Annotated in this window: 22 protein-coding genes and 1 pseudogene; 17 read left to right on the forward strand and 6 right to left on the reverse strand. The window is 73.2% G+C overall.

Annotated elements, in window-relative coordinates; translation table 11 throughout:
• Positions 1-29 precede the first annotated feature (29 nt).
• The 3 genes from ACYF6T_RS35665 to ACYF6T_RS35675 all read left to right on the forward strand — a co-directional run bounded on the left by ACYF6T_RS35665 (position 30) and on the right by ACYF6T_RS35675 (position 3,036).
• Complete coding sequence (locus ACYF6T_RS35665) at positions 30-1,568, forward strand: APC family permease (RefSeq protein WP_461701766.1); 1,539 nt, start codon at positions 30-32, stop codon at positions 1,566-1,568.
• A 105-nt stretch (positions 1,569-1,673) separates the two neighbouring features.
• The gene (locus tag ACYF6T_RS35670) at positions 1,674-2,426 is read left to right on the forward strand and encodes a molybdopterin-dependent oxidoreductase (protein WP_461701767.1); all 753 of its coding nucleotides are present in this window, start codon (positions 1,674-1,676) and stop codon (positions 2,424-2,426) included.
• The gene (locus ACYF6T_RS35675) at positions 2,410-3,036 is read left to right on the forward strand and encodes a cytochrome b/b6 domain-containing protein (protein WP_461701768.1); all 627 of its coding nucleotides are present in this window, start codon (positions 2,410-2,412) and stop codon (positions 3,034-3,036) included. Before ACYF6T_RS35670 ends, ACYF6T_RS35675 begins: the two co-directional genes overlap by 17 nt.
• Here ACYF6T_RS35675 and ACYF6T_RS35680 read toward each other — a convergent pair.
• From ACYF6T_RS35680 to ACYF6T_RS35690, 3 genes are all read right to left on the reverse strand, one after another.
• Complete coding sequence (locus tag ACYF6T_RS35680; protein ID WP_461701769.1) at positions 2,974-4,086, reverse strand: hypothetical protein; 1,113 nt, start codon at positions 4,084-4,086, stop codon at positions 2,974-2,976. The two genes, ACYF6T_RS35675 and ACYF6T_RS35680, sit on opposite strands and share 63 nt — an antisense overlap.
• A 142-nt stretch (positions 4,087-4,228) precedes the next feature.
• On the reverse strand, positions 4,229-5,626 hold the full coding sequence (locus ACYF6T_RS35685; RefSeq protein WP_461701770.1) for a GntP family permease: 1,398 nt from the start codon (positions 5,624-5,626) through the stop codon (positions 4,229-4,231).
• Between the two features lie 44 nt (positions 5,627-5,670).
• Positions 5,671-6,189, reverse strand: coding sequence for a gluconokinase (locus ACYF6T_RS35690; protein WP_461701771.1), 519 nt, complete (start codon positions 6,187-6,189; stop codon positions 5,671-5,673).
• A gap of 136 nt (positions 6,190-6,325) precedes the next feature.
• Here ACYF6T_RS35690 and ACYF6T_RS35695 point away from each other — a divergent pair, with 136 nt between their 5' ends.
• Positions 6,326-7,027, forward strand: coding sequence for a FadR/GntR family transcriptional regulator (locus ACYF6T_RS35695; protein WP_461701772.1), 702 nt, complete (start codon positions 6,326-6,328; stop codon positions 7,025-7,027).
• On the opposite strand, the gene ACYF6T_RS35700 is transcribed toward ACYF6T_RS35695, so the two are convergent.
• Positions 7,028-7,774 carry a hypothetical protein gene (locus ACYF6T_RS35700; RefSeq protein WP_461701773.1) on the reverse strand — a complete coding sequence of 249 codons (747 nt, stop codon included), beginning with the start codon at positions 7,772-7,774 and terminating at the stop codon, positions 7,028-7,030. It lies immediately after the preceding gene.
• 4 nt (positions 7,775-7,778) lie between these two features.
• Positions 7,779-8,198: a response regulator transcription factor gene (locus ACYF6T_RS35705; RefSeq protein WP_461701774.1), complete on the reverse strand. Its 420-nt coding sequence runs from the start codon at positions 8,196-8,198 to the stop codon at positions 7,779-7,781.
• Between the two features lie 230 nt (positions 8,199-8,428).
• Between ACYF6T_RS35705 and ACYF6T_RS35710 the strand changes: the two genes are divergently transcribed.
• The 7 genes from ACYF6T_RS35710 to ACYF6T_RS35740 all read left to right on the forward strand — a co-directional run bounded on the left by ACYF6T_RS35710 (position 8,429) and on the right by ACYF6T_RS35740 (position 18,635).
• Positions 8,429-9,382 carry a hypothetical protein gene (locus tag ACYF6T_RS35710; RefSeq protein ID WP_461701775.1) on the forward strand — a complete coding sequence of 318 codons (954 nt, stop codon included), beginning with the start codon at positions 8,429-8,431 and terminating at the stop codon, positions 9,380-9,382.
• A gap of 21 nt (positions 9,383-9,403) precedes the next feature.
• The gene (locus ACYF6T_RS35715; RefSeq protein WP_461701776.1) at positions 9,404-10,375 is read left to right on the forward strand and encodes a hypothetical protein; all 972 of its coding nucleotides are present in this window, start codon (positions 9,404-9,406) and stop codon (positions 10,373-10,375) included.
• 130 nt (positions 10,376-10,505) lie between these two features.
• Positions 10,506-11,945: a hypothetical protein gene (locus ACYF6T_RS35720; RefSeq protein WP_461701777.1), complete on the forward strand. Its 1,440-nt coding sequence runs from the start codon at positions 10,506-10,508 to the stop codon at positions 11,943-11,945.
• Complete coding sequence (locus ACYF6T_RS35725) at positions 11,942-12,415, forward strand: hypothetical protein (protein WP_461701778.1); 474 nt, start codon at positions 11,942-11,944, stop codon at positions 12,413-12,415. The genes ACYF6T_RS35720 and ACYF6T_RS35725 overlap by 4 nt, the downstream gene beginning before the upstream one ends.
• Before the next feature lie 22 nt (positions 12,416-12,437).
• Positions 12,438-15,464: an MSCRAMM family protein gene (locus tag ACYF6T_RS35730; RefSeq protein ID WP_461701779.1), complete on the forward strand. Its 3,027-nt coding sequence runs from the start codon at positions 12,438-12,440 to the stop codon at positions 15,462-15,464.
• Between the two features lie 12 nt (positions 15,465-15,476).
• Entirely contained in the window at positions 15,477-16,691 is a 1,215-nt protein-coding gene (locus ACYF6T_RS35735) for a hypothetical protein (RefSeq protein ID WP_461701780.1), read from the forward strand.
• A 501-nt stretch (positions 16,692-17,192) separates the two neighbouring features.
• Positions 17,193-18,635 (forward strand): M20/M25/M40 family metallo-hydrolase, encoded by a 1,443-nt coding sequence (locus ACYF6T_RS35740; RefSeq protein ID WP_461701787.1) that lies wholly within the window; start codon positions 17,193-17,195, stop codon positions 18,633-18,635.
• On the opposite strand, the gene ACYF6T_RS35745 is transcribed toward ACYF6T_RS35740, so the two are convergent.
• The gene (locus ACYF6T_RS35745) at positions 18,632-19,057 is read right to left on the reverse strand and encodes a YchJ family protein (protein ID WP_461701781.1); all 426 of its coding nucleotides are present in this window, start codon (positions 19,055-19,057) and stop codon (positions 18,632-18,634) included. The genes ACYF6T_RS35740 and ACYF6T_RS35745 overlap by 4 nt on opposite strands.
• Positions 19,058-19,429: 372 nt before the next feature.
• On the opposite strand from ACYF6T_RS35745, the gene ACYF6T_RS35750 reads away from it, so the two are divergent.
• From ACYF6T_RS35750 to ACYF6T_RS35775, 6 genes and pseudogenes are all read left to right on the forward strand, one after another.
• Positions 19,430-21,295, forward strand: coding sequence for a phage tail sheath family protein (locus tag ACYF6T_RS35750; RefSeq protein ID WP_461701782.1), 1,866 nt, complete (start codon positions 19,430-19,432; stop codon positions 21,293-21,295).
• Between the two features lie 25 nt (positions 21,296-21,320).
• Positions 21,321-21,845 (forward strand): phage tail protein, encoded by a 525-nt coding sequence (locus ACYF6T_RS35755; protein WP_450850402.1) that lies wholly within the window; start codon positions 21,321-21,323, stop codon positions 21,843-21,845.
• 8 nt (positions 21,846-21,853) lie between these two features.
• The gene (locus ACYF6T_RS35760) at positions 21,854-22,588 is read left to right on the forward strand and encodes a T4 family baseplate hub assembly chaperone (protein WP_461701783.1); all 735 of its coding nucleotides are present in this window, start codon (positions 21,854-21,856) and stop codon (positions 22,586-22,588) included.
• Complete coding sequence (locus ACYF6T_RS35765) at positions 22,581-23,342, forward strand: hypothetical protein (RefSeq protein WP_461701784.1); 762 nt, start codon at positions 22,581-22,583, stop codon at positions 23,340-23,342. The genes ACYF6T_RS35760 and ACYF6T_RS35765 overlap by 8 nt, the downstream gene beginning before the upstream one ends.
• A gap of 49 nt (positions 23,343-23,391) precedes the next feature.
• Entirely contained in the window at positions 23,392-24,240 is an 849-nt protein-coding gene (locus ACYF6T_RS35770; protein WP_461701785.1) for a Pvc16 family protein, read from the forward strand.
• 33 nt (positions 24,241-24,273) lie between these two features.
• Positions 24,274-25,189 (forward strand): annotated as a pseudogene (locus tag ACYF6T_RS35775) (ATP-binding protein); the annotation flags it as partial.

Here is a 25,189-nt window from a genome sequence, read left to right on the forward strand (position 1 = left end):
CCCCGTCGCCCTTCCGAAAGGACATCCCGATGACCACGGGCAGTTCGAGCGCGAGCAGACCGACCGCCGGCATCAGCACCTTCAAGGGCCGCGAGCGCGCCCTGCGCGCCGACCGCCTCGGCACCGGAGGGCTGCTGCTCTCCGTGCTCGCCGCGACCGCCCCGCTCATGGTGGTCGCCGGTGTCATGCCCACCACATTCGCGGTGATGGGGATCGTCGGCCAGCCGCTGCTGTTCGTCGTCCTCGGCGTGGTGCTGATCCTCTTCAGCGTCGGATACGCCGAGATGAGCCGGCACGTCCACAACGCGGGCGCGTTCTACGCGTACATCTCCCGCGGCCTCGGCGGCACCGCCGGCGCGAGCGCCGCCATGGTGGCCCTGGCCGCCTACAGCGCCCTGCAGGTCGGCATCTACGGCATCTTCGGCTACGAGGTCTCCGGGCTGTTCGCCACCTACGCCGACCTCGACGTCTCCTGGTGGATACCGTCCCTCGCGGCCGTGGCCGTCGTCGGTGTGCTGGGCTGGCTGAAGATCGACGTCAACGCGCGCGTGCTGGGCGTCCTGCTCGTCGTCGAGGTCGCGCTGGTCGTCATCTTCGACATCGCGGCCGTGGCCGATCCGGCGAAGGAGGGCCTGTCCCTGCACGCCTTCAACCCGGACACGCTCAGCGGCGCCGGCATCGGCACCGCCCTGTGCTTCTGCATCGCGGCCTTCCTCGGTTTCGAGCAGGCGCCCGTCTACGCCGAGGAGACCAGCCGCCCGCACGTCCTGGTGCCGCGCGTGATGTTCCTGGCGGTGGCCGGCGTGGCCGTCTTCTTCGCCCTGAGCTGCTGGGCGCTCACCGTCGCGGCGGGGCCCTCCGGGATCGTCGGCGTCTCGCAGAAGCAGAGCGCGGGGCTCCTCTTCTATCTGACCGAGTCCCGGCTCGGCTCCGGATTCACCGACGTGCTGCACGTCCTGTTCGTCACCGGCATGTTCGCGGCCATGCTCAGCTTCCACAACGTCGTCGCCCGGTACGCCTTCGCCATGGGCCGCGAGGGCCTGCTGCCGTCCGCCTTCGGCCGCACCAACACCACCAGCGGCGCCCCCGGCACCGGCTCGCTGCTGCAGACGGCCGTCTCCGCGATCGTCGTCATCGGCTTCGCCGTCGCCGACGACAAGCCCGACGGCGACCCCACCGAGCCCGTGCTGCACCTGTTCACCTGGATGGGCAACATCGGCGCCCTCGGAGTGATCCTGCTGATGGCGGCCGCCTCCGTGTCGGTGATCGTCTTCTTCGCCCGGCGCGGGGCGGCCGGCGCCCAGGCCTGGCGGCTGGTCACCTCCGCCCTCGCGGCCGTCGCCCTGCTGGTGATCGCCGGCTACACGGTCAAGGACTTCGACGTCCTGGTCGGCGCCGGCCCCGGCTCGGCCCTGAGCTGGGTGCTGCCCGGCATCATCGCCCTCGCCCTCGTCGCCGGCCTCGTCCAGGGCCTCGTCCTGCGTTCCCGCTCGCCCGAGGCCCACGCCCGCATCGGCCTCGGCAACGAGGCGTTCCAGCTGGACAAGGCGGCCCGGCAGGCGTCGTAACCCTCCTGCCGGCTGCCTGAGAATCACGTGAGAAGTGATGACGGAACCCTGACGAGCACCCGCGATTCCTTCTCTTGCCCCCGTCGCGGGTGCTCGAATGGACACGTGAACTCCGAACAACCCGAGGAACCGGGCGAGCCGCTGCCGGCCGAGGAGCGCGGCACGCCCATCGGGCGCCGGGTCCTGCTCGGCACCCTCGGCCTGGGCGCCCTCGGCGTGGTCGCCGCCCCCGTCCTGCAGCGCGGTCTGGAGGGCTTCCTGGGCGCCGCCGCCGACAAGGACCCCACCGGGCTGACCGGTCTGCTGCCCAACGGCGGCGGCTTCCGCTACTACTCGGTCGCCTCCTCCGTGCCCCACAAGAACGCCTCGGACTACCGCCTCACCGTCGACGGCCTCGTCGACCGCCCGACGACCTACACCCTGGACGAACTGCGCGCCCTGCCGCAGACCCGGCTGGTCAAGGACGTCCAGTGCGTCACCGGCTGGCGGGTGCCCGACACCCCCTTCGAAGGAGTGCGCCTGTCCCGGCTGCTGGACGCGGCCGGCGTGCGCGCCAGGGCCGGGGCCGTCCGCTTCACCTGCTTCGACGGCACGTACAGCGAGAGCCTCACCCTCGACCAGGCCCGCCGCTCCGACGTCCTGGTGGCCCTGCGCATGCAGGACAAGGACATCGGCCACGCCCACGGCGGCCCGGTCCGCCTCTACGTGGCGCCGATGTACTTCTACAAGTCCGCCAAGTGGCTCTCCGGCATCACCGTCACCGAGGACGTGAAGCCGGGCTACTGGGAGAACCTGGGCTACGACGTCGACGCCTGGGTCGGCCGGTCGAACGGACGGGACGATGAGCCTACGAGCTGAGGCGCACACCCCGCCGTCCGTCGAGGTCCGCCGCTTCGGCCCGGTCCAGCGCTGGGTGCACCGCACCACGGCCGCGCTGATGGGCGTGTGCGTGGTGACGGCGGCCTGTCTGTACGTGCCCGAGTTCGCCGAACTGGTCGGGCGCCGTGAGCTGGTGGTCCGTATCCACGAGTGCGCGGGGCTCGCCCTGCCGGTGCCGGTGCTGGTGGGCCTCGCCTCCCGCGTCTTCCGCGCCGACCTGGGGCACCTGAACCGCTTCGGGCCGCACGACCGGGTGTGGCTGCGGGCGGCCCTGCGCCGGGACCGGCGGCGCTCCTCGCGCCCGGCGGCCAAGTTCAACGCCGGCCAGAAGATCTACGCGGCCTGGATCGCCGGGGCGACGCTGGTGATGCTCGGCACCGGTCTGATCATGTGGTTCACCCATCTCACGCCGATCATGTGGCGCACCAGCGCGACCTTCGTGCACGACTGGCTGGCGCTCACCATCGGGATCGTCCTCGCCGGGCACATCGGCATGGCCCTCGGCGACCCGGAGGCACGGCGCGGACTACGGACGGGCACGGTCACCCGGGAGTGGGCCGAACGGGAGCATCCCCTGTGGCGGCCCTGAACGGGGGCCGGCCGGCAGGCCGCGGAGCGGGATCAGGGTGGGCTGGTCCGGCGGGCTCGGGGGCGCGGCCGTGGGGGCGACGACCGTGAACGCGTTCTTCAGACGGGCCTCCGTGCCGGCGTAGCGGACGGTGACGTCGACGGTCTTCGGATAGGCGTCCAGCGCCGGGACCACGGCGGACAGCACGATCGTGTCCCCCGCCCGGGAGCGCGGCACGGGCGGGCCGGCGAGCTGCCCGCCGCCGATGAACACACTGCCGTACCGCAGCAGTTCGGCGTGGTCGAAGTAGGTGCCGGTCAGCTCGATGCCGACGGTCTCGCCCGGCTCGGCCCGGCCGTCGCCGCCGGTGTCCACACCGAGGACGCCGTACGCGCACGCGCGCGTGCCGTCCGGCGCGGACGCGAGCCGCACGGTCGCGCCCGGGTGCCGCCGGTGGAAGTCCAGCAGGGTGCCGAGGACGGCGTGGACGGCCCGGCCCTTGCAGGTTTCGGGCTTCAGGTCGGCGTACGCCCGCGCCGCCGTGTCCCAGCCGCCACCGCCCTGTCCCTGGACGGCGAGACACGCGGAGGCGAGGCCGCGCAGCAGACGCCACTCGGGGTCCGCCGTCGGCGGGATCAGGTCGAGGGCGGCCCGGCACCGGTCGGGGGAGCGCAGCAGGTCGTAGACGCTCGACGGGTCGGGTGTGCCGTCGGCGTTCGGGGAGGCGGGGCCGGGCGGGAGCCAGGCGGGCGCGGCCAGCAGCCGGGGAGTGGCGGACGGCGTGGGCGTGGCGGCCCGGCGGGTGACCGGCGGGGTGGCGGCGGGCGGGGCCGGCGTCTGGGGGGCGCGCGCGTGGCCGTCGGGTGACTGGCGCGGGGGCGCGGGCGACGTCGCGGTGGCGCTGGGGCGGTGTGCGGGGAGCTCGGCCGAGGGGCCGGCGGTGACGATCGTGCTTCCGCCGCCTCCCGCGTCCGGGACGCCCCTTCCGTCGCCGGTGAACGCGGCGACGCCCACCGCCACCGCACCGACGATCAGCAACCCCGAGATGCGCGCACCCAGGGATATCGCCATGACGCCCCCCGAACCGGTCGCCCCCGGACGCCGGGTCCGGGGGTCTTCTCATCATGAGGGGCGAGCGCGCCCTCGGGGAAGGCGTCTTCACCACCTCCTGGCGGCCGGCCGGCCGCCAGGAGGTGGTGATCGCCGAAACCGCCTAGATGATCAGCGACAGCAGCAGCACCAGGCCGCCCGCGACGACCGAGATGATCGTCTCCATCACCGACCAGGTCTTGATCGTCTGGCCGACGTTCAGCCCGAAGTACTCCTTCACCAGCCAGAAACCGGCGTCGTTGACATGGCTGAAGAAGAGCGAGCCGGCACCGATGGCGAGCACCAGCAGGGCGGTGTGCGTGGTCGACATGTCGGCCGCGAGCGGCGCCACCAGGCCGGCCGCCGAGACCGTCGCCACCGTCGCCGAACCGGTCGCGAGCCGGATGCCCACCGCGATCAGCCAGGCCAGCAGGAGCGCCGGAATGTTCCAGTCCTTGGAGATGTCCAGGATCATCTGGCCCACGCCCGAGTCGATCAGCGTCTGCTTGAAGCCGCCGCCGGCGGCGACGATCAGCAGGATGCCGGCGATGGGCGCGAGGCCCTTGTCGACGGTCTCGGTGATCCGCTCCTTGCTGAACCCGGCGGGCCGGCCCAGCGTGAAGATGCCGACCAGCACGGCCGCGAGCAGGGCGATCAGCGGGGAGCCGACGACGTCGAAGACGCGCTGGGTGAGGTCGGCCGGGTCGTCGATCACGAGGTCGACCAGCGCCTTGGACAGCATCAGCACGACCGGCAGCAGCACGGTGGCCAGGGTGGGGCCGAAGCCGGGACGGTTCTCCAGCTCCTCGGAGGCGCGCGGGGGCAGCATCCGGTCCGGCACCGGGGCGTCCACCCAGCGGGCGGCGACCTTGGAGAACAGCGGTCCGGCGATGATCACCGTCGGGATCGCGACCAGGATGCCGAGCGCCAGGGTCACGCCCAGGTTGGCCTTCACCGCGTCGATCGCGACCAGCGGGCCGGGGTGCGGCGGCACCAGGCCGTGCATCACGGACAGGCCGGCGAGCGCCGGGATGCCGATGCGCATCAGGGAGTAGTTGCCGCGCTTGGCGACCATGAGCACGACCGGGATCAGCAGCACGATGCCGACCTCGAAGAACAGCGGCAGCCCGATCACCGAGGCGATCAGCACCATCGCCCACGGCATGGCCCGGCCGCTCGCCCTGGCGAGGATGGTGTCGACGATCTGGTCCGCGCCGCCGGAGTCGGCCAGCAGCTTGCCGAGGATCGCGCCGAGGGCGATCAGCACGCCGACGCTGGCGACCGTGGAACCGAGGCCGGTGGTGAAGCTGGTGATGACCTTGTCCAGCGGGGCCCCGGCGACCGCGCCGAGCACCAGGGAGCCGATGGTCAGCGACAGGAAGGCGTGCAGCTTGAACGTGGTGATGAGCAGGACGATGACGGCGATGCCCGCCAGAACGGCGATGCCCAGCTGAGCATGACCGGCCGAGGTGATCGGCTCGGGTGCGTCCGCTGCCAGCATCTCGACGCTGAGTCTGGTCACGGTGGTTCCCTTGCAGGTACGGGGACGGGGGTCGGGAGGTGGTGCTACCGGGCCGGGTGGGGGAGTGCGCTCAGCGCCTTCGCGGCCCGCTCGGTGATCGCTTCGGGGCTGCCGGTGACGTCCACCTCGACGCCCGCCTCGTCCGGCCCGAGCGGCTGGAGCGTGGCGAACTGGGAGTCGAGCAGCGCGGTCGGCATGAAGTGCCCCTGACGGTGGGACATCCGGTCCTCGATGAGGGCGCGGTCGCCCGTGAGGTGGACGAAGACGACGCCGGGGGCGGCGGCCCGGAGCCGGTCGCGGTAGGACCGCTTCAGCGCCGAGCAGCTGACCACCCCGCCGAGCCCGGCCCGACCGTGCGCCCAGGTGCCGATGGCGTCGAGCCACGGCCACCGGTCGTCGTCGTCGAGCGGGATGCCGGCCGTCATCTTGGCGATGTTGGCCTGCGGGTGGAAGTCGTCGCCCTCGGCGTACGGAACGCCGAGCCGGGCCGCGAGCAGGGGACCGATGGTGGTCTTCCCCGTGCCCGCGACGCCCATGACCACGACGACATGAGGGGTGCCCATGCGCTGCCTCGCTGTCCTGTCTTCGTCGACACGTGATGTCGACGCAACTGAAACCGATTAGGTACGACGAATTCAAGAGCCTGTGACAAATAAGTCTGACTTTTTCGTGTCGTGACGTGCCCCGTACTCTGTGTGCATGAGCACAACGGGCCGGGGGCTGCACGGCCGGGTACTGGAGACCCTCGGCCCCGCGATCACAGCGGGCGAGTACCCGCCGGGCAGCGTTCTGCGCACCGACGAACTGGCGCAGCGTTTCGACGTGTCACGGTCGGTGATGCGGGAGGCGGTACGGGTGCTGGAGTCCATGCACCTGGTCGAGTCCCGGCGCCGGGTGGGCGTCACGGTGCGGCCCGAGGCCGAGTGGAACGTCTACGACCCCCAGGTCATCCGCTGGCGCCTGGCGGGCGCCGACCGGCCGCGGCAGCTGCGCTCGCTGACGGTGCTGCGCTCGGCGGTCGAACCGGTCGCGGCGGGGCTGGCGGCCAGGCACGCCACGGCCGAGCAGTGCGCCGAACTCACCGAGTGCGCCCTCGGCATGGTGGCCAACTCACGCGGCCACCGCCTGGAGGGCTACCTCTTCCACGACGTCGCCTTCCACCGCGTCATCCTCACCGCGTCCGGCAACGAGATGTTCGCTCGCCTCGGTGACGTCGTCGCCGAGGTCCTCACCGGCCGCACCCATCACGACGTGATGTTCGAGGACCCCGACCCGGCCGCCGTCACCCTCCACGTCCAGGTGGCCGAGGCGGTCCGCGCGGGCGACGCGCCCCGCGCGGAGGAACTGACCCGCCAGATCACCACGGGCGCCCTTCAGGAACTGGACATCCTGGCGCCGTAGTCACCCGCCCGCGTCCTGCGCCGTCACGTTCAGCGGCAGCATGACGAAGGCGTCGGCCGGGGCGTCATCGGACCAGGACCCGGCCGGCAACTCCACCGCCGTGTTCCCCCGGTGCAGCCGGACCTGGGCCAGCAGCGCGCCGCCCGCCCCGCCGCCGCCACGCACGGGCTCGGCCGTGAAGAACTGCACGAGCAGTGCCCCGGTGACCCGCGTGCCGATCTGCTGGAGGAGCTTGCCGGGGAGCGTCCACTCGACTCCGTAGTACGGCACCCCGCCCACGGTCCGGTGAATCCTGCGCACGAACCAGGCGTCCCTGCCGACCTGAGGCGTGCTGCGCAGCTTCAGATGGGCGATGGCGGCCGAGGTCGCGCTGAGTCCGGGCAGCGGGGTGACATTGGCCGCTATCTCGCCGACCAGGCCCACCGCGGGAGCGAGCGCGTTCACGTCCTCGGCCAGAGCCGTACGCCATTCCCGTTCCTCCTGCACCGGGGGCAGGTGGTACACCAGCGCCTGGACGTCCTTCACCCGCCATCGGTCGACCGCCGGGAACAGCAGCCGGACCTCCGCCCGCTCGGGCACGTCCCCCGTGTACCCGAGGGTCCAGACGTAGAGGTAGGCGGTGAACTCCTGGGAGACTGCGGGATCGGTGCGGAACAGGCCGGCCAGCGGGACGGACACGGGGTCGCTCTCGCCGTAGACCTCAAGCCAGTCGTCGTCCGGCCGGGACCGGTCCCATCGGGCCACCATGGTGCTACCCCTCCGGCGTCAGCCGAGGATGCGTCACTTCCACGGGATCCGGCCCGAGTCGCTGGTCTCCCGACGTCAACCGGCTGACCATCGCCGCCCGGGACGTCACATCGAGTTTCACGAAGATGCGGCGCAGATGGGACGCCACCGTCCAGGTGCTGATCTCCAGCACCGAGGCGATCGTCTTGTTGGGATGGCCGCAGGCGACCATGCGGGCGATCTCCAGCTCGCGCGGGCTCAGTAAGGAGACGGGCCCGGCACGGTCGCCGCGCAGGACCAGGCAGCGCACCCCGTCCATCTCCAGATCCAGCAGCACATGTCCGCCGGCCGACGCGAGCTTCGCGATCAACTCCAGGGCCAGCGCCTCCACTTCGGCACCGGTGTCCTCCCTGGCCAGTAGTCCGGTACCTGCCCCGTCCTTCATCGCCGGCTCCCTTGCCTCCAGCGGACCGGAACCTCACCCGGTTCCACGCCCCTCGGCATGCAGCGCACTTTAACAGCGGGTGCGCCCCGGCTGTGCCCCATTTGCGTGTAGCACGTCCGAGGGACACTCATCCGAACGCGACCGGTACGGCCGACCGCAGGATGTGCGACTGGTGGTCCAACTCATGGTTGACAAAGGTGAGTTGTCCGACCGCGTGACGAGAGGCGGCGATGCAGATGCGCCAGGCCGAGCTGGAGTACGAGGACGAAGCCGCCCTGGAGAGCGAGTTCGAGGGCGCCGGTGAGGAGGAGTACCTCTACGAGGAAGAAGGCGAAGAGGAGGGCGAGGAGTTCCTCGGCCGTATCGCCGGTGCGCTCGGGGGGCTCCTGGGCGAGGGCGAGGGCGAGTTCGAGGGGGAGTACGAAGGCGAGTGGGAGGGTGAGTACGAGGGCGAGTTCGAGGACGAGGCCTTCTTCCGCCGTATCCGTGCCTTCGTCCGCCGTGCCGCCCCGATCCTGCGCCGGGTCGCCCGCGTGGCCGCGCCGATGGTCGGCACCGCGATCGGCGGACCGCTCGGCGGGGCCCTCGGGAGCGCCGCCGCCCGTGCGCTGGGCGAGGGCGAGTTCGAGGAGGAGTACCTCTACGAGGAGGAGGGTGAGGAGGAGTTCGAGGCGGAGGCCGAGGAGGAATCGACCCGGCCGCTGACCCAGCAGGAGGCGATGGCCGAGATGATGGCCGCCGTCGCCGCGCAGGCCCAGACCGAGGCCGAGGCCGAGGCGATGATCGGCGCCGCCACCGTGAGCGCACTGTCCGCCCGGGACCGGGCCGCGCTGCGCCGGCTGCTGCCGCACCTGGTGCGGGCCACCTGCGTGCTGACCCGGCTGCTGCGCCGGCAGCGCACCACCCGGCCCGCCGTACGGGCCGTGCCGCTGATCGTCCGCCGTACCGCCCGGGTCCTCGGCGCCCGTGCCGCGGCCGGCCGGCCCGCCGACCGTCGCACCGCCGCGCGGGTGATGGCCGGGCAGACCCGCCGGGTGCTGGGCAGCCCCCAGCAGACGACCCGCGCCCTGCAGCGCAACGTGCGGGCCGCCACCGCGGTCCGTGCCACCGGTCCCGCCACCCGCACCCGCCGCCCCTACGCGGGCGCGCGGCCCCGCCGCCCCGGCTACTCGGCCCTGCGCTGAGCCCTAGGAAGGACTGCGGCCATGAGCACGACCACCAACGGTGCCGGTCCCAGGACGTCCGGCGCGGCGCCGCTCCCCGAACTGGAAGGGGAGTGGGAGAACCTGTACGAGGGCGAGGGCGAGGAGTTCCTGTCCTCGCTCGCCGGACTGGCCGGCCGGGCGGCGCGCTCGGCGCTGGGTGCGCTGAGCGGCGGCGACGCGGAGGAGGAGTACCTCTTCGAGTCGGAGGGCGAGTTCGAGGAGGAGTACGAGGAAGAGGGCCTGTACGAGGGGGAGTTCGAGGAGGAGTCCCTCTACGAGTACGAGGATGAAGGCGAGTTCGAGTCCGCCGGGTACGGGGCCGAGGGGATGACCAATCCCCTGCGCCGGGTCTATCCGGACGCCCTGATGGAGCACCTGGGGCATGCCGCCGCCGAGACGGAGTCGGAGGAGGAGGCCGAGGCGTTCATCGGGGCGCTCGCGCCGATCGCGGTGGGGCTCGTCCGCCGGGCCGCCCCGGCCGTCATCCGCAGCGCTCCGCAACTCGTCCGCGGTCTCGCGGGCGTGACCCGCACGCTGCGCCGCGATCCCGCGACGCGGCCGCTGGTCCGCGCGCTGCCCACGATCGCCGTACGCACCACGCGCAGCCTGGCCCGTCAGGTGGCCCGGGGGCGGCCGGTCACGGCGCGTTCGGCGGCCCGCACGCTCGCCGGGCAGACCGCGGCGGTGCTGTCCGACCCGCGGCGTCGGCGTGCGGTGCTGCGGCGGGCACGAGCCGTGGATCGCCGGTACCACCAGGCTGTACGGTCCGGGGCGCCCGTCGCGGCACCGGTGTCGTCGGCCGCGGTGCGGGCGGTGGCGGGGCCGACGGGTACGGCTGTGCCGGGAACGCGGCGGCGGTACGCGCCGCGCCGCGTGGCCGCCCGTGCCGCCGGTCTGCCGCCCATGTCCGTCGCGTGGGTTCCGGTTCCGGCCTACCGGCCGGTGCGGTCGCGCAGGCCGTACGGCTACTGACGGAGGCCGACGATGGGGTCTTGTCGTGCGGCTGCGGCTGCGTGGGGGCTGGTCGCGCGGTTCCCCGCGCCCCTCAGGGGGTGCAGTGGGCCCGCGTCCGTAGGGGCCGCCGTTCGAGGGGAGGCCGGCCGTGACCGCGCCCATCGCCCGTGACCGGGCCCGGACACCCGCTGCGGCCCGCACCGGCGTGCGGCCGGTGATGGCCGTGCAGGCGCGGACGCGGCGTCGTCCCGCACCGGTCGCCCCGGTCCGTACGCCCGACCCGGGGACCGCCGCCGTCCAGTCCGGGCGGTCTGCCCCGAGTTCCCCGGCCGCCGTGCCCGTCCGGCAACCGTGGCTTCGCGCCCAGGGGCTGAACGTCACCCGGCACGCCGCCGCGCTGCGGCCCTTCCGGGCCGGGGAGTTCGGTGGCGGAGCCGCCGCGCCCACCGCCGGGCATCTCCAGGCGGTCAACGCCCTGTTGGGGCAGCTCCGCGGCGAACTGCTGCGGCAGAGCGAGCAGGTGCGCGAGCTGGCCCGCGGCGCGGCGGCACGGCCGGGAACCCGGCGGATGCAGAGCCTGCTCACCGCCAAGGAGCAGGCGCACGACTGGGTGCGCGAGGTCGAGCGGATCTGGGACTTCTACTTCGAGCTGTTCGGACAGCGGCAGTCCGTGTTCGCGGACGCGCTGCTGTCCTGCGACCGGATCGCGCTGTCCTGTTACCAGGCCGCTTATCTGGGAGTCGGCGAGCCCAAGCCCCTTCCCGCGCCTCCGCCCTTCTCCTTCATGCGCACCGGGTTCTCCCCGGCCACCTTCCGCCGCGGCATCCCGCTGCGCCGCCTGGGCCGCCGGCTCAACCCGTTCCCGCTGGTCCAGCTGCCCTACCACCGCCTGGTGAACCCCTGGACCCTGGGCGCCGTCCTCCACGAGGTCTCCCACAACCTGCAGAGCGATCTCGGTCTCGACAAGGCCGTGCCGCGCGCCATCGCCCGCCGCCTCCTCGACGAGGGCTGTCCGCCCGCCGTCGTCCGCACCTGGGTGCGGTGGAACCGTGAGATCCACGCCGATCTGTGCGCCCTGCTGCTCGGCGGCCCCGCCGTGGTCGGTTCCCTGCTCGACGTGATCGGCCGCGCCCCGGCGACCGTGCTGACGTACAGCCCCGTCGGCCCGCACCCGACACCCTGGTTCCGGGCCTGGATCTCGATCGAGCTGCTGCGCAGGATGGGCTTCGAGGAGCAGGCCGGGCGGTACGGGCGGTTGTGGACCGCGATCTATCCCGATCCGCGGGCCGGCAGCCTCCCGCGCGAGCTGCTCGCGACCTTCGCCACCGCCCACCCGGCGGTCGTCGACGCCCTCTGCTTCCGACCGTTCCCGCAGCTCGGCCGGCGTAGCCTCGCCCAGGTGCTGCCCTTCGGCGGCAAGGAGTACGCGATGCAGCGGGAGGCCGCCGAACGCCTCGCCGCCGGCACCGATCCCGGCATCATCCCGGCACGCCTCCTGATCGGCGCCGCCCGGTCCGCCCTCGACCGGGGGCTGGCCCGCCCGGGCGTGATCACCCGCAACTTCTACACGGAACTGGCGAGGCGATGACGGTGACCCTCCAGTCCGCGCACGCGGGCCTCACGGCGGCCCTGCACCGGCTGCGCGACACCACGCGCGAACTGGAACTGATCGCCGTGTCCGACCAGCCCCGGGGCGGAGGAGCGGCGCTGGTGGACAAGGTCGCCGACGCCGCGCTGGAGACGAGCGGCGCGGCCGAACTCGCGGCCGGTGCCGCGCAGGACGACTCCACGGCGGCCGTCGCCCAGTGCCAGTCGTACGTCCACACCCTGGGCCGCATCCTCGTCGACCGGCTGGCCGCGCCGGAGCGTCTCGCCGAACTGGGCGCGCTGGGCGACGAGTCCGGCCGGGAGGCCGGTGCCTGGGCGGACGAGGTGGTCCGCTGCGTGCACGCCTGCCAGCAGGCGCTCTGGAGCGACGTCCTGCCCGCGGCCCTCGCCTACTGGCAGGAGATCGCCGCGCTGAACACCACGTGCTCCACGTCCGGCGTACGCCGCTGACCTGGAGAGGAAGGAGAGCACGATGCCGAAGCTCACGATCCGGGTCTTCCTCAGCCCGCGTCACGTGGACGAGAAGGAGCCCGACCGGTGGCGCGAAGGCTGGCCCACCCCCGCCGGTGTCGTGCTGACGCTGACCCACGGTGCTCCGCACGGCCACCAGGAGGGGGAGAAGCACGGGCCGATCACCCTCGACGCCTCCGACGAGGACGGCCTCGTCCACGCCGAGGGGCTGCCCTGCGGCCGCTACCGGGTCGACATCGCGGCAAGCCCCGTCTTCAGGGCGTTCACCGCGCTTGTCGCGCACGGCGACGCCGACGACCGGCAGCACATCGAGATCCCCGAGCACGGCCACGCCGACGTGGAGATCGTCCTCAACCCGGGCAAGGACCGGCGGCTGTTCCTGCTGCACGCCCTGCTCGAGTCCGGCGATCCGCTCGCCGGAGCCGAGATCAAGGTGGACGACCACACGAAGGGGAACGTGCACACCGTCACCAGCGCCCCCGACGGCACCGTCTATGCCGCGTGCCGCGATGCGGAGGTGACCGTGGATCCCTGCGCCCACCCCGGCGCCCGGGTCGTCCCGCGCGACGGCCGGTTCGAGATCGACCGGCGGGCCGTCGGAGAGGGGAAGCCCCCCGAGTACGCCGTGGACGTCTACTACCGGCCCGCCCCGGCCAGGCTCTCCGTCACCCCGCTCCTCAACGGCACCCCTCTCCCCGGTGTGGTCTTCGAGCTGACCCGGGCGGACGGCCGTACCGGCGAACCGGCGCGGGTGACCACCGACGCGGTCGATTCCACCTGTGTGTTCGAGGACGTCGAGCCCGGCCGGGTCACCGTCGCCGTCGTCGACACCTCCGCCGTCGCCTACGGGACCACCCGGCTGCCCGTCGACGCCGTTCCCGGCCGGCATCGTGCCAACGTCACGGTCCGGGCCGGAGACGACATCGACCTTTCCGGCTCCTTCGCGTTCACTGGGGCCACGACGGCGACCGGACACCTGGAAGGGGACGTCACGGACCGCGCGGGCGTCCCGTTGGGGCAGGTGGCGGTCGAGGCCCGGCAGGAGCGGTACGACCGGCTGGAAAAGGTGACCACCGACGCGCAGGGCCACTACACCTTCCAGAGCCTGCCCGTGGGCGACTGGCAGGTGAAGCCCGTGCGGCAACCCGTCAGTGCCGGTGGACGCAAACTTCTCGCGGACCCGCCCGAGGGCGTCAGGGCGACCGTCACCGAGCAGCGCACGGCCCTGGCGCCCGACCTCGTCCTCGACGAGGAACCGCACGTGATCCACGGCTTCGTCCGCGACGAGACCGGCGCCGAACTCGGCTTCGCCACCGTGGAGTTCTTCAGCGCGGACGGCACCACCCGGCTCGGCACCACGCAGGCCGACGACAAGGGCCACTACGAGTGGCACGCGCCCTCGGCCGGACGGTTCCTGGTGGCGGTGGCCAGCCAGGACGGGCGGCCGGTACGCCGGTTCCCGGTGGAGGTGCACTCCCGCAAGCGGCTGGACCCCGTGTACTACCTCGACGGCAACGCCGGCACCCCGTCCGGCGGTTCGGTCCCGCCGACGCCCGACCCGAACATCGTCGACCTGTCCACCTTCCCGGTGCTCACCGAGGAGATCGGCGGCGGGGGCCGGGCGACGGCGGGCGGAACCGTCGACCGTGCCGCGTCGTTCGGGCAGACCGTGGAGAACGCCCTGCGGGACGTGCTGGGCTGGCGGCCCGGCTCCAACTCGTCCGGCTTCCAGGCGGCTCTCGCCGGCGCCTTCGAACTGCGCGAGGTGCAGGGGCACACCGAGTTCACCTGGCATCCGCGCGGCTACGCCGTCCAGGCCGACCTCGGAGCCCTGACCGGTGCGCAGGCCAGCATCTACCAGCGGGCGAAGAACGCGCTCGACCAGATCGTGCCGCTGCTCGACGCCCTCACACCACTCGACCCGGCCGCCGACCCACAGGACACCGAAGCCGTCCGTACCATCGTGCGCACCGAACTCGGCGAGCTCGTGGACGAGTTGGCGGTGGAAGGCGGGCCGCGCATCGGGCGCGTGGACGAGCTGTTCACCCTGCTGCTCGGCAACCGCAACCCCGGCATCCAGCTCGACCCGGACGCCGTGGGCGGCCAGCTCGCCCAGCTCCGCGACCGGTTCGGGCTCAGCACCGCGCGCATCGGCACCCTCGACGAGGAGCGGATCGTCACCAACTTCCGTATCGTCGTCGACCACGTCCTCGCGCTCGCCGCCGGCTGGGACCTGGACCGCAGGCTGTTCTCCGGCACGAGCGACCAGACCGCGCTCGGCACCGTCCTGATCCAGCTCTCCCGCAGCCTGGACGTCGTCGCCCAGTCCGTGGAGGAGACCGTCTTCGCACTGGACTCCGTCTTCGTGGACGCGGCACAACGCCAGACCATCCAGCTGCAGTTCAAGGACGCAACCCCCACGACCCCGGCGACCCCGGCGATCCTGCTGTCCGACCTGCTGGACTGGGTGGTGCGGGTCTCCACCACCGAGGGACCACGGCTCATCCAGGACGCCGGCAAGGACGGAGTCATCGCGATCGCGCCCATGCTGAAGGAACTGGCCCGGCTGCTGCTCCTCACCGAAGGGCTGGCCGCGCCGCTGAACCAGGGCGGCGACCCGAACCTGCCGGAGGGCATGCGAACCCCGCGGGTCCGGCGGGCACTCGGCGAACTGCGCACCCAACTCGGCGACACCGTACGGCTGTCGAGCGCCGTGCAGCGCCCCGAGGCCCTGGAGATCGTCTTCGTCGACGACGTCGTCCGGGACGACAGGAACGGCACCCGGACCGTGACCGTCGTGGGCCGTGGCTTCCAGGCCGGCTCACGGGCCGTCCTCACCCCCGAGGGCCGGGCGGAGCTCGGCGAGGTGCGCTCCACGGACACGGTGGACCTGAGCCGGGCCGGCCGGGCAGGCTTCACCTTCGGCTTCCTGACCGCCGGAACGCCGTCGGCCCCCATCACCTGGCTGATCACCGTGGTCAACCCGGGCGGCATCCGCAGCAACGCGGTCGACGCGCTGACGACCTGACGGAGGAGACCCATGGCGAACGAACAGGACTACCAGGCCTTCCTCGACCGCATCGCGGCCCTCCGGGAGACCGTCACCGACCGGCTGTCCGCGCAGCTCGTCGCCGATCCGCAGCTGGCGGACGTGCTGACGAAGCAGATCGACGACCTGCTGCAGTCCGCGGTCAAGGCGGACCTGGAGCAGAAGCCGCCGCCGGACAAGGGCCTCGCCCAGCTGGTCGGCATCGGCGACCAGGCCGCCGACGCGCTCGGCAAGACGCGGCTGCCGCAGGCCATCGAGCCCTACGACGAGACGGTGTCGTCCGAGCGGCTCGTTGCGATGGCCGACCTCTACTACATCTACCAGCACGAGATGATCGGCGTGTTCCGCGCCGTCCAGAAGCTCCAGGAGCTGTTCCGGGCGGGTGCCGTGTACCTGTCCAGCGGGGCGGGCGCGTACGCGCTCTACCAGTTCGACCGACGCGAGGTGCTGCGCTACACCCGGCGCGACCGACTCGCCGCGTACCGCCGTGCGTTCGGTTACGGCAGGGCTCCCGTCCCCTCCGGCTCCCGGGCCAACAGCGACTTCCACGGCCTGTTCGAGCACTTCGTCAACCAAGTCGCCCTCTTCCACCGCGACAAGCGGATCGCGGACGTGGTGCGGGAGCGGGCGTACGACCCGAGCTTCGGCAGCATCGCCGTCGTCCGCCGGGCCGGCCTGGACCTGCGCAACAACCTGAAGTTCACCTCGTACGGCCATGTCAACGTGCTCCGCGTCGAGGTCATGCAACTGCTCGACGAGGCGTACCGGATCCTCGGCTCCGAGGACATCAGGCGGCTGTACGGCGCCGACACCGCCTGGGACGTCGTCGAGATCGTGCTCGCGCAGTACTTCGGCGAACGCCTGGTCACCTCGCCGCGGCAGCGGATGGGCATCGCGGGCCGCGAGGTGCTGCGCTGGCTGGCCCAGCCGCACCTGCTCCAGACCCAGCGCGCCAAGTTCGAGACGCTCCTGCTGGAGATCGCCGAGAGCGCGGAGGAATGGCTCACCAGCGCCCAGTCGCTGGGTGTCGCGGTCCGCCAGGAGGACCGCCGCGGCATGCCCTGGGACCGCTCCGCCGCACCGACGGCCGGCGCCCAGCGCGTGACCCGCCCCCGACCACCGGCACCCCCTGTGGCCCGGGGCACCGGCCCGGCCGGCGGCACACGGGGCCGTGCTCCCGCGCACCTCAACGGAGCACGCGTCTGACCACCGGCCACGAGCCCGGACCGCCCCGTGCACCAAACGCACGACGGCGACCCGGCTCCCGCCAGGGGCACGGTGCGTCCGCCCACTCCGATACGGGAAAGGCCCCCGGTGGGGCGCCTCCGTATCGGGGCCGTGGTGGACGGGTCTGGTCCGGTGTGGGAGAGGGTGCCTGGTGGGGTGGGCTCTGTGTCGGGGCCGTGGTGGACGGGTCTGGTCCGGTGTGGGAGAGGGTGCCTGGTGGGGTGGGTTCTGTGTCGGGGCCGTGGTGGACGGGTCTGGTCCGGTGTGGGAGAGCGTGCCTGGTGGGGTGGGCTCTGTGTCGGGGGCGCGGTGAACGGGCCTGGTTCCGCGCGGAAAGCGCCCCCGTGGGGCGGCCTCTCCCGTCAGGATCGCAGTGAACGCGCTTCCTCCGTAGGGGAGGCCACCCCGTGGGGTGAGTTCTGGGTCCATGGCGCGGCTCAGGCGCCCGATCGAGTCCCGTCCAGCCATGGGAGGTGAGCCATCGACGCCGTCCGGGCGAGTGCCGTCCCGTCATTCGAGGCTGCTTCGCCGGCTCGTTCGCGTGCCGCTCAGCGCCTCGGCCCAGACCCCACCGCCGCCGCCCTCCGCCACGCCCACGCCCACCGCCGCCACACCCTCGCCCTCCTCTGCGACCTGCTCCGCCGTCCCACCGTCAGCTCCAGCCCCGCTCACCGCAGCGACCTGCACAACTGCGCCGGTCTGCTCGCCGCGCACCTCCGCCGCATCGGGCTCGACGCCGTCGCCGTGCGACCGGGGCGCGTCGCCCCCGTCGTCACCGGTGCGTGGCTGCGGCGGCCCGGCGCTCCCATCGTGCTGGTCTACGGCCATTACGACGTCCAGCCCGCCGGACCACGGTCCGCCTGGGCCACGGAACCCTTCCGCCCGACCGTCCACGGCGGCTACGTCCACGCCCGCGGCGCCAGTGACGACAAAGGGCAGCTCGCCGCCCAACTCGCCGCGGTCGAGGCATGGTTGGCGACCGGCGGGCCGCCCGTCAATCTGCGGATCGTGCTGGACGGCGAGGAGGAGATCGGCAGCCCCGCCCTCCGGCACGCACTGCGCCGCGACCCCGCCGAGCTGCGCGCCGATCTCGCGGTCGTCTCCGACACCCGGATGCGGGATCCGTACACCCCCGTCCTCGTCACCGGCCTGCGCGGCTCCCTCGCCGTCCGCCTCGACGTCACCGGCCCCGCCACCGACCTGCACGCCGGTGCCTACGGCGGTGCGGTGGCCGAGCCCGCGCAGGTGCTGTCCGCCCTGGTGGCGAGCCTGCACCACCCCGACGGCCGGATCGCCGTCGACGGCTTCCACGACGGCGTACGGCCGCTGTGCCCGGCCACGCGCGCCCGCCTCGCCCGCGACGGACCCACCGACCGCCGGCTCCTCGCCACGGCCCGAGTCCGGTACGGGTACGGCGAACCCGGTTACTCCGCCTTCGAGCGCACCACCGTCCGCCCGGCCGTGGTCGTCACCGCCCTGCGCGCCGGGGCCCGTTCCGCCATCCCTCGCAGAGCCGGTGCCGAGCTGAGCATCCGCCTGGTCCCCGATCAGCGACCGGCCGCTGTGCTCCGGGCCCTCCGCGCCCATCTGGAGCGGCGCATCCCGCACGCAGGAGTCAGGGCGCGGCTCACACTCCTGGCCGCCTGCCCGCCGTACACCCTCGACCTCCGCGATCCGGGCGTCGCCGCCGCATGCCGGGCCGCCGTCCCCGTCTTCGGCCGACCGCCCCTCCTGCTGCCCTCGGGCGGTTCCGTCCCCTTCGTGAGCGACCTCGCCGCCCTCACCGGCACGCAGACACTCCTGCTCGGCTTCGGTCTCCCCGAGGACCGCATCCACGCCCCGGACGAACGCTTCGCCATCGCCCGCCTGCACCGGGGCACCGACGCATGCGTCCGGCTGTACGGGGAACTCGGCGCCCGCTAGTCGTCGAGGAACTCCCCGTCCACATAGACCCACGCCCCGTCCACCCGCTCGAACCGGCTGCGCTCGTGCAGTGAGCCGCCCCTGAAGGAGGCGCGGAAGGTCACCGTGCCGGTGGTGTGGAAGGCGGTGCCCTCGGTCGTCGCGAGGATCTCCAGACCCCTCCAGCGCATCGCGGGGTCGAGTTCGAGCGTCGCGGGGCGGGTGGTCGGGTGCCAAGTGCGCAGCAGGTACTGCTCGTTGCGCTTCACGAAAGCGGTGTAGCGCGAACGCATCAGCGCCTCGGCCGTCGGTGCCGCCGCCTCACCCCGGTGGAATCGGCCACAGCACGCTTCGTAGGTCTCCGCAAGACCGCAAGGGCAGGGGGACTTGTGAGCTGGAGCGGAGCCGTGCTGCCGCCTGGATTGCGAGGTACGTCGGGACATGGTCCCTATTCTGCTGCACCACGGCCTGTGTGAATTCTGTGAACCACCTGTTCCGACACGTGCACATCGGGTGCGGGTCGCATGAGCCCTCCTCCATCGAACCTCCTTTCGGGCTGGCGTGAACCCGCCTTGCTCCGGCATCGCCCAACTCACCATGGTGGGACGAGCACTTGAGCATCAGGAGTCACAAGCTTGCTGCTTGGCCCGGGCGGCCGTCCGCCCGGGGTGACGACGGGGGAAAACCTGACGCGGAGTGCGCGGACCGGCGCGACAGGGCGCGTCGGCACACTCCCGCGCGCTCCGGAAGAGACCTCTCCCTCTGCCGCCTCTTGGTGCCTTACGACCGGTGCCTGAGCAGGAAGAGGAGGGGGAATGCCGACGAATGCCGTGAGCGCCGCGAGGCCCACGTATCCGGGCGTCTACGTCGAAGAGCTTCCCAGCAGCACCCGCACCATCTCCGCCGTGACCACCTCGGTGACCGCCTTCGTCGGCCACACCCGGCGCGGCCCGCTCAACGAGCCGGTGCGCGTCACCGGATTCGCCGACTTCGAACGCCGGTTCGGCGGCCTGAGCGCACAGAGCCCGCTGTCCTACGCGGTCCACCAGTTCTTCGGCAACGGCGGCTCCGTCGCCGTCGTCGTCCGCGTCGCCAAGGCCGGCAGCGGCAAGGCCGCCCGGGTCGTCCTCGCCTCCACCGAGGGCCACAGCGAGAGCGGCGTCCTCGAGGTCCACGCCAAGGAACCCGGCGTGTGGGGCAACGGCCTGCGCGTCGCCGTCGACTACGACACCCCGTGCCCCGACGACACCTTCAACCTGCGGGTCTACGACGCCAGGGGCGACGCCCGGGAGAGCTTCACCGGCCTGTCCATGGACGCCTCCAACGGCCGGTACGCGCCGACCGTCGTCAACGGCGGCTCGCGCCTCATCCGCGTCGAACCCGTCGGCGAGGGCCGCCCCGACCCGTCCGGCACCGTCTCCAAGCCGTTCGGCCACGACCTGCCCGACCTCGCCGTCGACGTCACGGTGAAGATCGGCGACGTGGAGCGCGAGTTCACGCTCTACGACCCCGACTGCGACGGCGAAGCCCCGTCCTCCGTCGCCGAGTTGGCGCTGCTGCTGGAGCGCAAGCTGCGGGCGCTGCCCGACGCGCCCGGCAAGCACGCCTTCGCCGGCGTCGAAGTCACCGCCTTCGGGCGGCGGTTGCAGGTCGTCGCCGGCTCCACCGACCCCGAGGACGTCGTCCGCTTCGTCGGCGAGTGCGCCAACGACCTCGGCCTGGAGGCCTCCGTCAATCCACCGGTGTTCCCGCTGGAGGGCGGCGAGGACGGCGCGGCACCCGGCCCGCGCGACCTCATCGGCTCCGAGGCCGGCAAGACCGGCATCCAGGCGCTGCGCGGCGTCGCCGACGTCAACCTGCTCGCGCTGCCGGAGCTGGCGGCGTACGAGAAGACCGAGGACGTGCTCACGGTCGTCTCCGCCGCCCAGCGGCTGTGCGAGGAGCGGCGGATCTTCCTGCTGGTCGACGCGCCCGGCACCTGGGTCAGCGTGGACTCCGCCCGCGCCGGCCTGGCCGCCTTCGACGCCGTCCGCGGCAACCACGCCGGCCTGTACTTCCCGCACATCCAGCTCACCGACCCGCTCACCGGCCGCCTGCGCGCCTTCCCGCCCTCCGGTGCGGTCGCCGGCGTCATCGCGCGCACCGACGCCGAGCGCGGCGTGTGGAAGGCGCCCGCCGGCACCGAGGCCCAGCTCGTCGGAGTGCACTCGCTGACCGTCGACCTGACCGACCGGGAGACGGGGCTGCTCAACCCGCTCGGCGTCAACTGCCTGCGCACCTTCCCGGTCACCGGCCCGCTGGTGTGGGGCGCCCGCACCCTGGAGGGCTCCGACGCCCTCGACAGCGCGTGGAAGTACGTGCCCGTGCGGCGGCTCGCCCTGCACGTGGAGGAGAGCCTCCAACGCGGCCTGCAGTGGGTGGTGTTCGAGCCCAACGACGAGAGCCTGTGGCAGCAGATCCGGCTGTCGGCCTCCTCCTACCTGCACACGCTCTTCCGCCAGGGCGCCTTCAAGGGCAGCACCCCGCGCGAGGCGTACTTCGTCAAGTGCGACGCGGAGACCACCACCGACGAGGACGTCGCGGCCGGCGTCGTCAACGTGCTCGTCGGCATCGCGCCCGTACGGCCCGCCGAGTTCGTGGTCGTCCGGATCCAGCAGACGTCCGGGCAGTTCGCGCTCTGAGGCCAGGGATACCGAGGAAGTAGAGATGGCTGAGTTCACGGTCAACGCGCACCGCTTCGACCCCTACAAGAACTTCAAGTTCCTTGTGCTGTGGGACGGTCGGACGGTCGCCGGCATCAGCAAGATCAGTCCGCTGAAGCGGACCACGGAGGTCGTCAAGCACCGCAACGGCGGCGACCCCTCCTCCCCGCGCAAGTCGCCGGGCCGCTCCGAGTTCGAGGGCATCACCCTGGAGCGCGGCGTCACCCACGACCCGGAGTTCGACCGCTGGGCCAACAAGGTCTGGCAGGTCGGCGCCGGTCTCGGTGCCGAGGTCTCCCTGGCCGACTTCCGCAAGGACATCGTCATCCAGGTCCTCAACGAGGCCGGCCAGGTGGCCGTCTCGCACAAGCTGTACCGGACCTGGCCGAGCGAGTACCAGGTCCTCGGCGAGATGGACGCCAACGCCAACGCGGTGGCCATCCAGTCGCTGAAGCTGGAGTGCGAGGGCTGGGAGCGGGACTACGAGGTGCCCGAGCCCGAGGAGCCCTCGTTCCTCAACCCGGCGTGAGGTGAGCGGTGTCGGGGGAGATCGCCGGGGCGGCCGCCCTGCTGGCCACCTGGGAGGCGGGGCTCGTCGAGGCGCCGGCCGGGCGCGCGCTGCTGCTGCATCGCACCGCGCGTCCGGACACCGACGCCCGCGACCTGCCGCACCTGCCGGTGGGGGAGCGCGAGGCCGACCTGTTCGCGCTGCGCCGGGCGCTGTTCGGCGAGCGGATGCAGGTGCGGCTGGCGTGCGGGGCGTGCGGCGAGGACATGGAGTTCGACCTGGACGCCGGGCGGTTCGCGGACTCGTTCGGCGAGCGGTCGGAGCGGGTGGTACGGGTACAACAGGACGGCTGGGACGTCGGGTTCAGGCTGCCCGGCATCGCCGACCTGCAGGCCGCGGCCCGCACGCCCGACCCGCGCGCCGCGCTGCTGGAGCGGTGCGTGGTGTCGGCCGTACGGGACGGATCGGCGGCGCCGGCACGGGAGTTGCCCGCGTCGGTGCAGCGCCGGATCGCCGAGGCCGTCGAGGCGGCCGACCCCGCGGCCGACGTGACGCTCAACGTCGGCTGCCCCGAGTGCGGTGCGGCCACCCGCGCCGAACTCGACATCGCCACCTACCTGTGGACCGAACTGGACGCCTGGGCACGGGACGTGCTGCTCGACGTCCACCTGCTCGCCACCGCCTACGGCTGGAGCGAGCCGGAGATCCTGGCGCTCAGCCCGACGCGGCGCCGCTACTACCTGGAGCTGTGTGCGGATGTCTGACTCCCCGGACACCCCGGATTCCCCGGCCACCCCGGATCTTCCGGACACCCCGGATACGCCGGACTTCCTCGACCGGCTGATCGCCCGGCACACCCCGGCCGCACGCCCCGACGTGGTGCGCGTCCGGCCGCGGCTGCCCGGCCCGTTCGAGCGCGTCGAGGCGGTACGGGACCGTACGGACGCCTCCGACGAGGACGCGCTGCTGTGGCCGGCCGCCCCGCCGGCCGCCGTACCGCCCGCCCCGCCGGGGGTCGCGCCGGCGCGCATCCGCACGGAACGGGAGCGGACCGTCGTACAGACCGAACGGGAGCCCGGCGACCCCGCCCCGCGCCCGGCGCCGCCCGCGCGCCCCGACGTACCGCTGCTGCGTCCCGCCGCACAGCTCCCGCCGGGACCCCGGCCCGCGGCCGACACCGCCCGGCGCGCCGCCGGGCGGGGCCGCGCGGACCGGGATCCCGCCCCGACGGCGGCGTCCGCACCCACCCCCCCGGGTGCGGGCGCCGCTCCCCCCGCCGCCGTGCCCGCGGCCACCCGCCCCAGCGCCGCGGACACCACGGCGGCACGCGACGCCGTACGGCAGGCCGCGGCCCGGCGGGGCGGGCGGGCGCCCGAGCAGGTGGTGCAGGTGCAGATCGGCCGCCTGGAGGTCACGGCCGCCCCCGCCGGCGGCGGCACGCAGCAGCGCCCCGGGGCGGCACGGCGACCCACGGCCGCCGTGAGCCTGGCGGACTACCTGGCACGGGGGCGGGAGTGAGGCCACACACCGGCAGCGGTCGTACGAGAGGAACCGGGGAACCGACGTCATGAGCAACGCACTCGCCCTCGCCCATGTCACCCAGGCCCTCGCCCTCCTGATCGAGTCCAACCTGGGGCCGGAGCTCGACATGGCCGTCAAGGTCGAGCCGCGCAAACCGCCGGCCGACCCGCCCGCAGACCCCACCATCTCCGTGTTCCTCTACCAGGTCACGCCCAACACCTCGCGGCGCAACGACGATCTGCCGACCCGGGCGAGCGACGGCACGCTGGTCCGGCGGCCCGCCGCGGCGCTCGACCTGCAGTTCCTGATCACGGCGTACGGCGACGAGACGGAACTGGTCGCGCAACGGCTGATCGGGTCCGTCGTGCGCACCCTGCACGAGATCCCGGTGCTGCCCAGGGACGTCATCGAACAGGCCGCCGAACGGCCCTACCTGGCGGGCAGCGACCTCGCCGAGTCGGTGCAGCGCGTGCGGTTCACGCCGACGGTGATGGACATCGACGAGACCTCGAAGCTGTGGGGGATGCTCTACCAGACCCCGTACGCGCTGTCGGTGGTCTACCAGGCGGCCCTCGTCCTCATCGACGGCCGCGAGGGCCCGGTGGCGGGCAAGCCGGTGCAGCGGCCGCAGGTACGGGTGCTGCCGTTCGGGGCGCCCGGGGCACCGGTCCCCCCGGGAGCCGGACGGCCGGTCACCGCGGAGGCGGACGCCGGGGGAACGAACGCCGGGGGAGCGGAGCCCGCGGGGCGGGAGCAGGCGGGGTCCGCTGCCCGGCCGGCCGCCAAGAAGACGGCCGGCAAGGCCCCGGTCAAGGCCGCTGCCAGGACCACCGCGAAGACACCGGCACGCGCCCGCAAGACGGCGACGCGGGCGCCCAAGCCCGCGCAGGAGTGACACCACATGGAGACGACGGGGGCAGGTGAGGACATGGCAGGCCAGGAGCAGAGTGGGGACGCGACGACACTGATCGCCGAGATGCGGCGCGTCCTGGCCCGCATCGACGCACACGCGTCCCGCGTCAAGCCGGACGGTCCCGCCTCCGACGCGCCCACGTCCCGCGTCACGCCGGACGGCTCTGACCCCGGCGCGCCTGCGGTCCGCGTCGAGCCGGACGGTGCCGCCTCCGATGCGCCCGAGGTCCGTGCCGAGCCGGACGGTCCCGATGGCACTGCCTCCGGCGCACCCGAGGTCCGCGTCGGGGACGGTCCCGCCTCCGAGGCGCTCGCAGGCCGTGTCGGGCCGGATGGTCCCGCCCCCGGCGCGCCCGCAGCCCGTGTCGGGCCGGACGGTCCCGCCTCCGGTGCCGGTGTCGTGGCTGTCGGTGTGCCTGGTACCGGGCCTCTGGACGCTCTCGTCAGCTGCTTCAGCCTCACCCCCTTTGAGCGGGACCTCGTACTCCTCGCCGCCGCACAGGAGTTGGAGCCCACGACGGCCGCCCGGTGCGCCGCGGCGTGCGGGGACCCCGAGCGGGCGTACCCCACCTTCTCGCTCGCCCTGGCCGCGCTCGCCGAGCCGCACTGGAGCGCCCTCACCCCCGTGGCCCCCCTCAGACGCTGGCGGATCGTCGAACTGGACGACGAGTCACGGCTGACGGCCTCCCGGCTGCGCCTGGACGAGCGCATCCTGCACTTCCTGCTGGGCTCGCCCTACCTCGACGCCCGCCTGCACGGCCGGCTGCGCCGCACCCCGGTGCCCCGGACGCTGCCGCCCTCCTACGACCTCGCCGCGAGCCGGCTCGCCGAGGGCTGGACCGACGGGACCGGCACCTCGCTGGTCGAGGTGACCGGCGGCGACCCGCGCAGCCGGGCCGACATCGCCGCCGCGGCCGCCGCCCGCGCCGGAC

Source organism: Streptomyces sp. 7R007, from assembly GCF_054850255.1.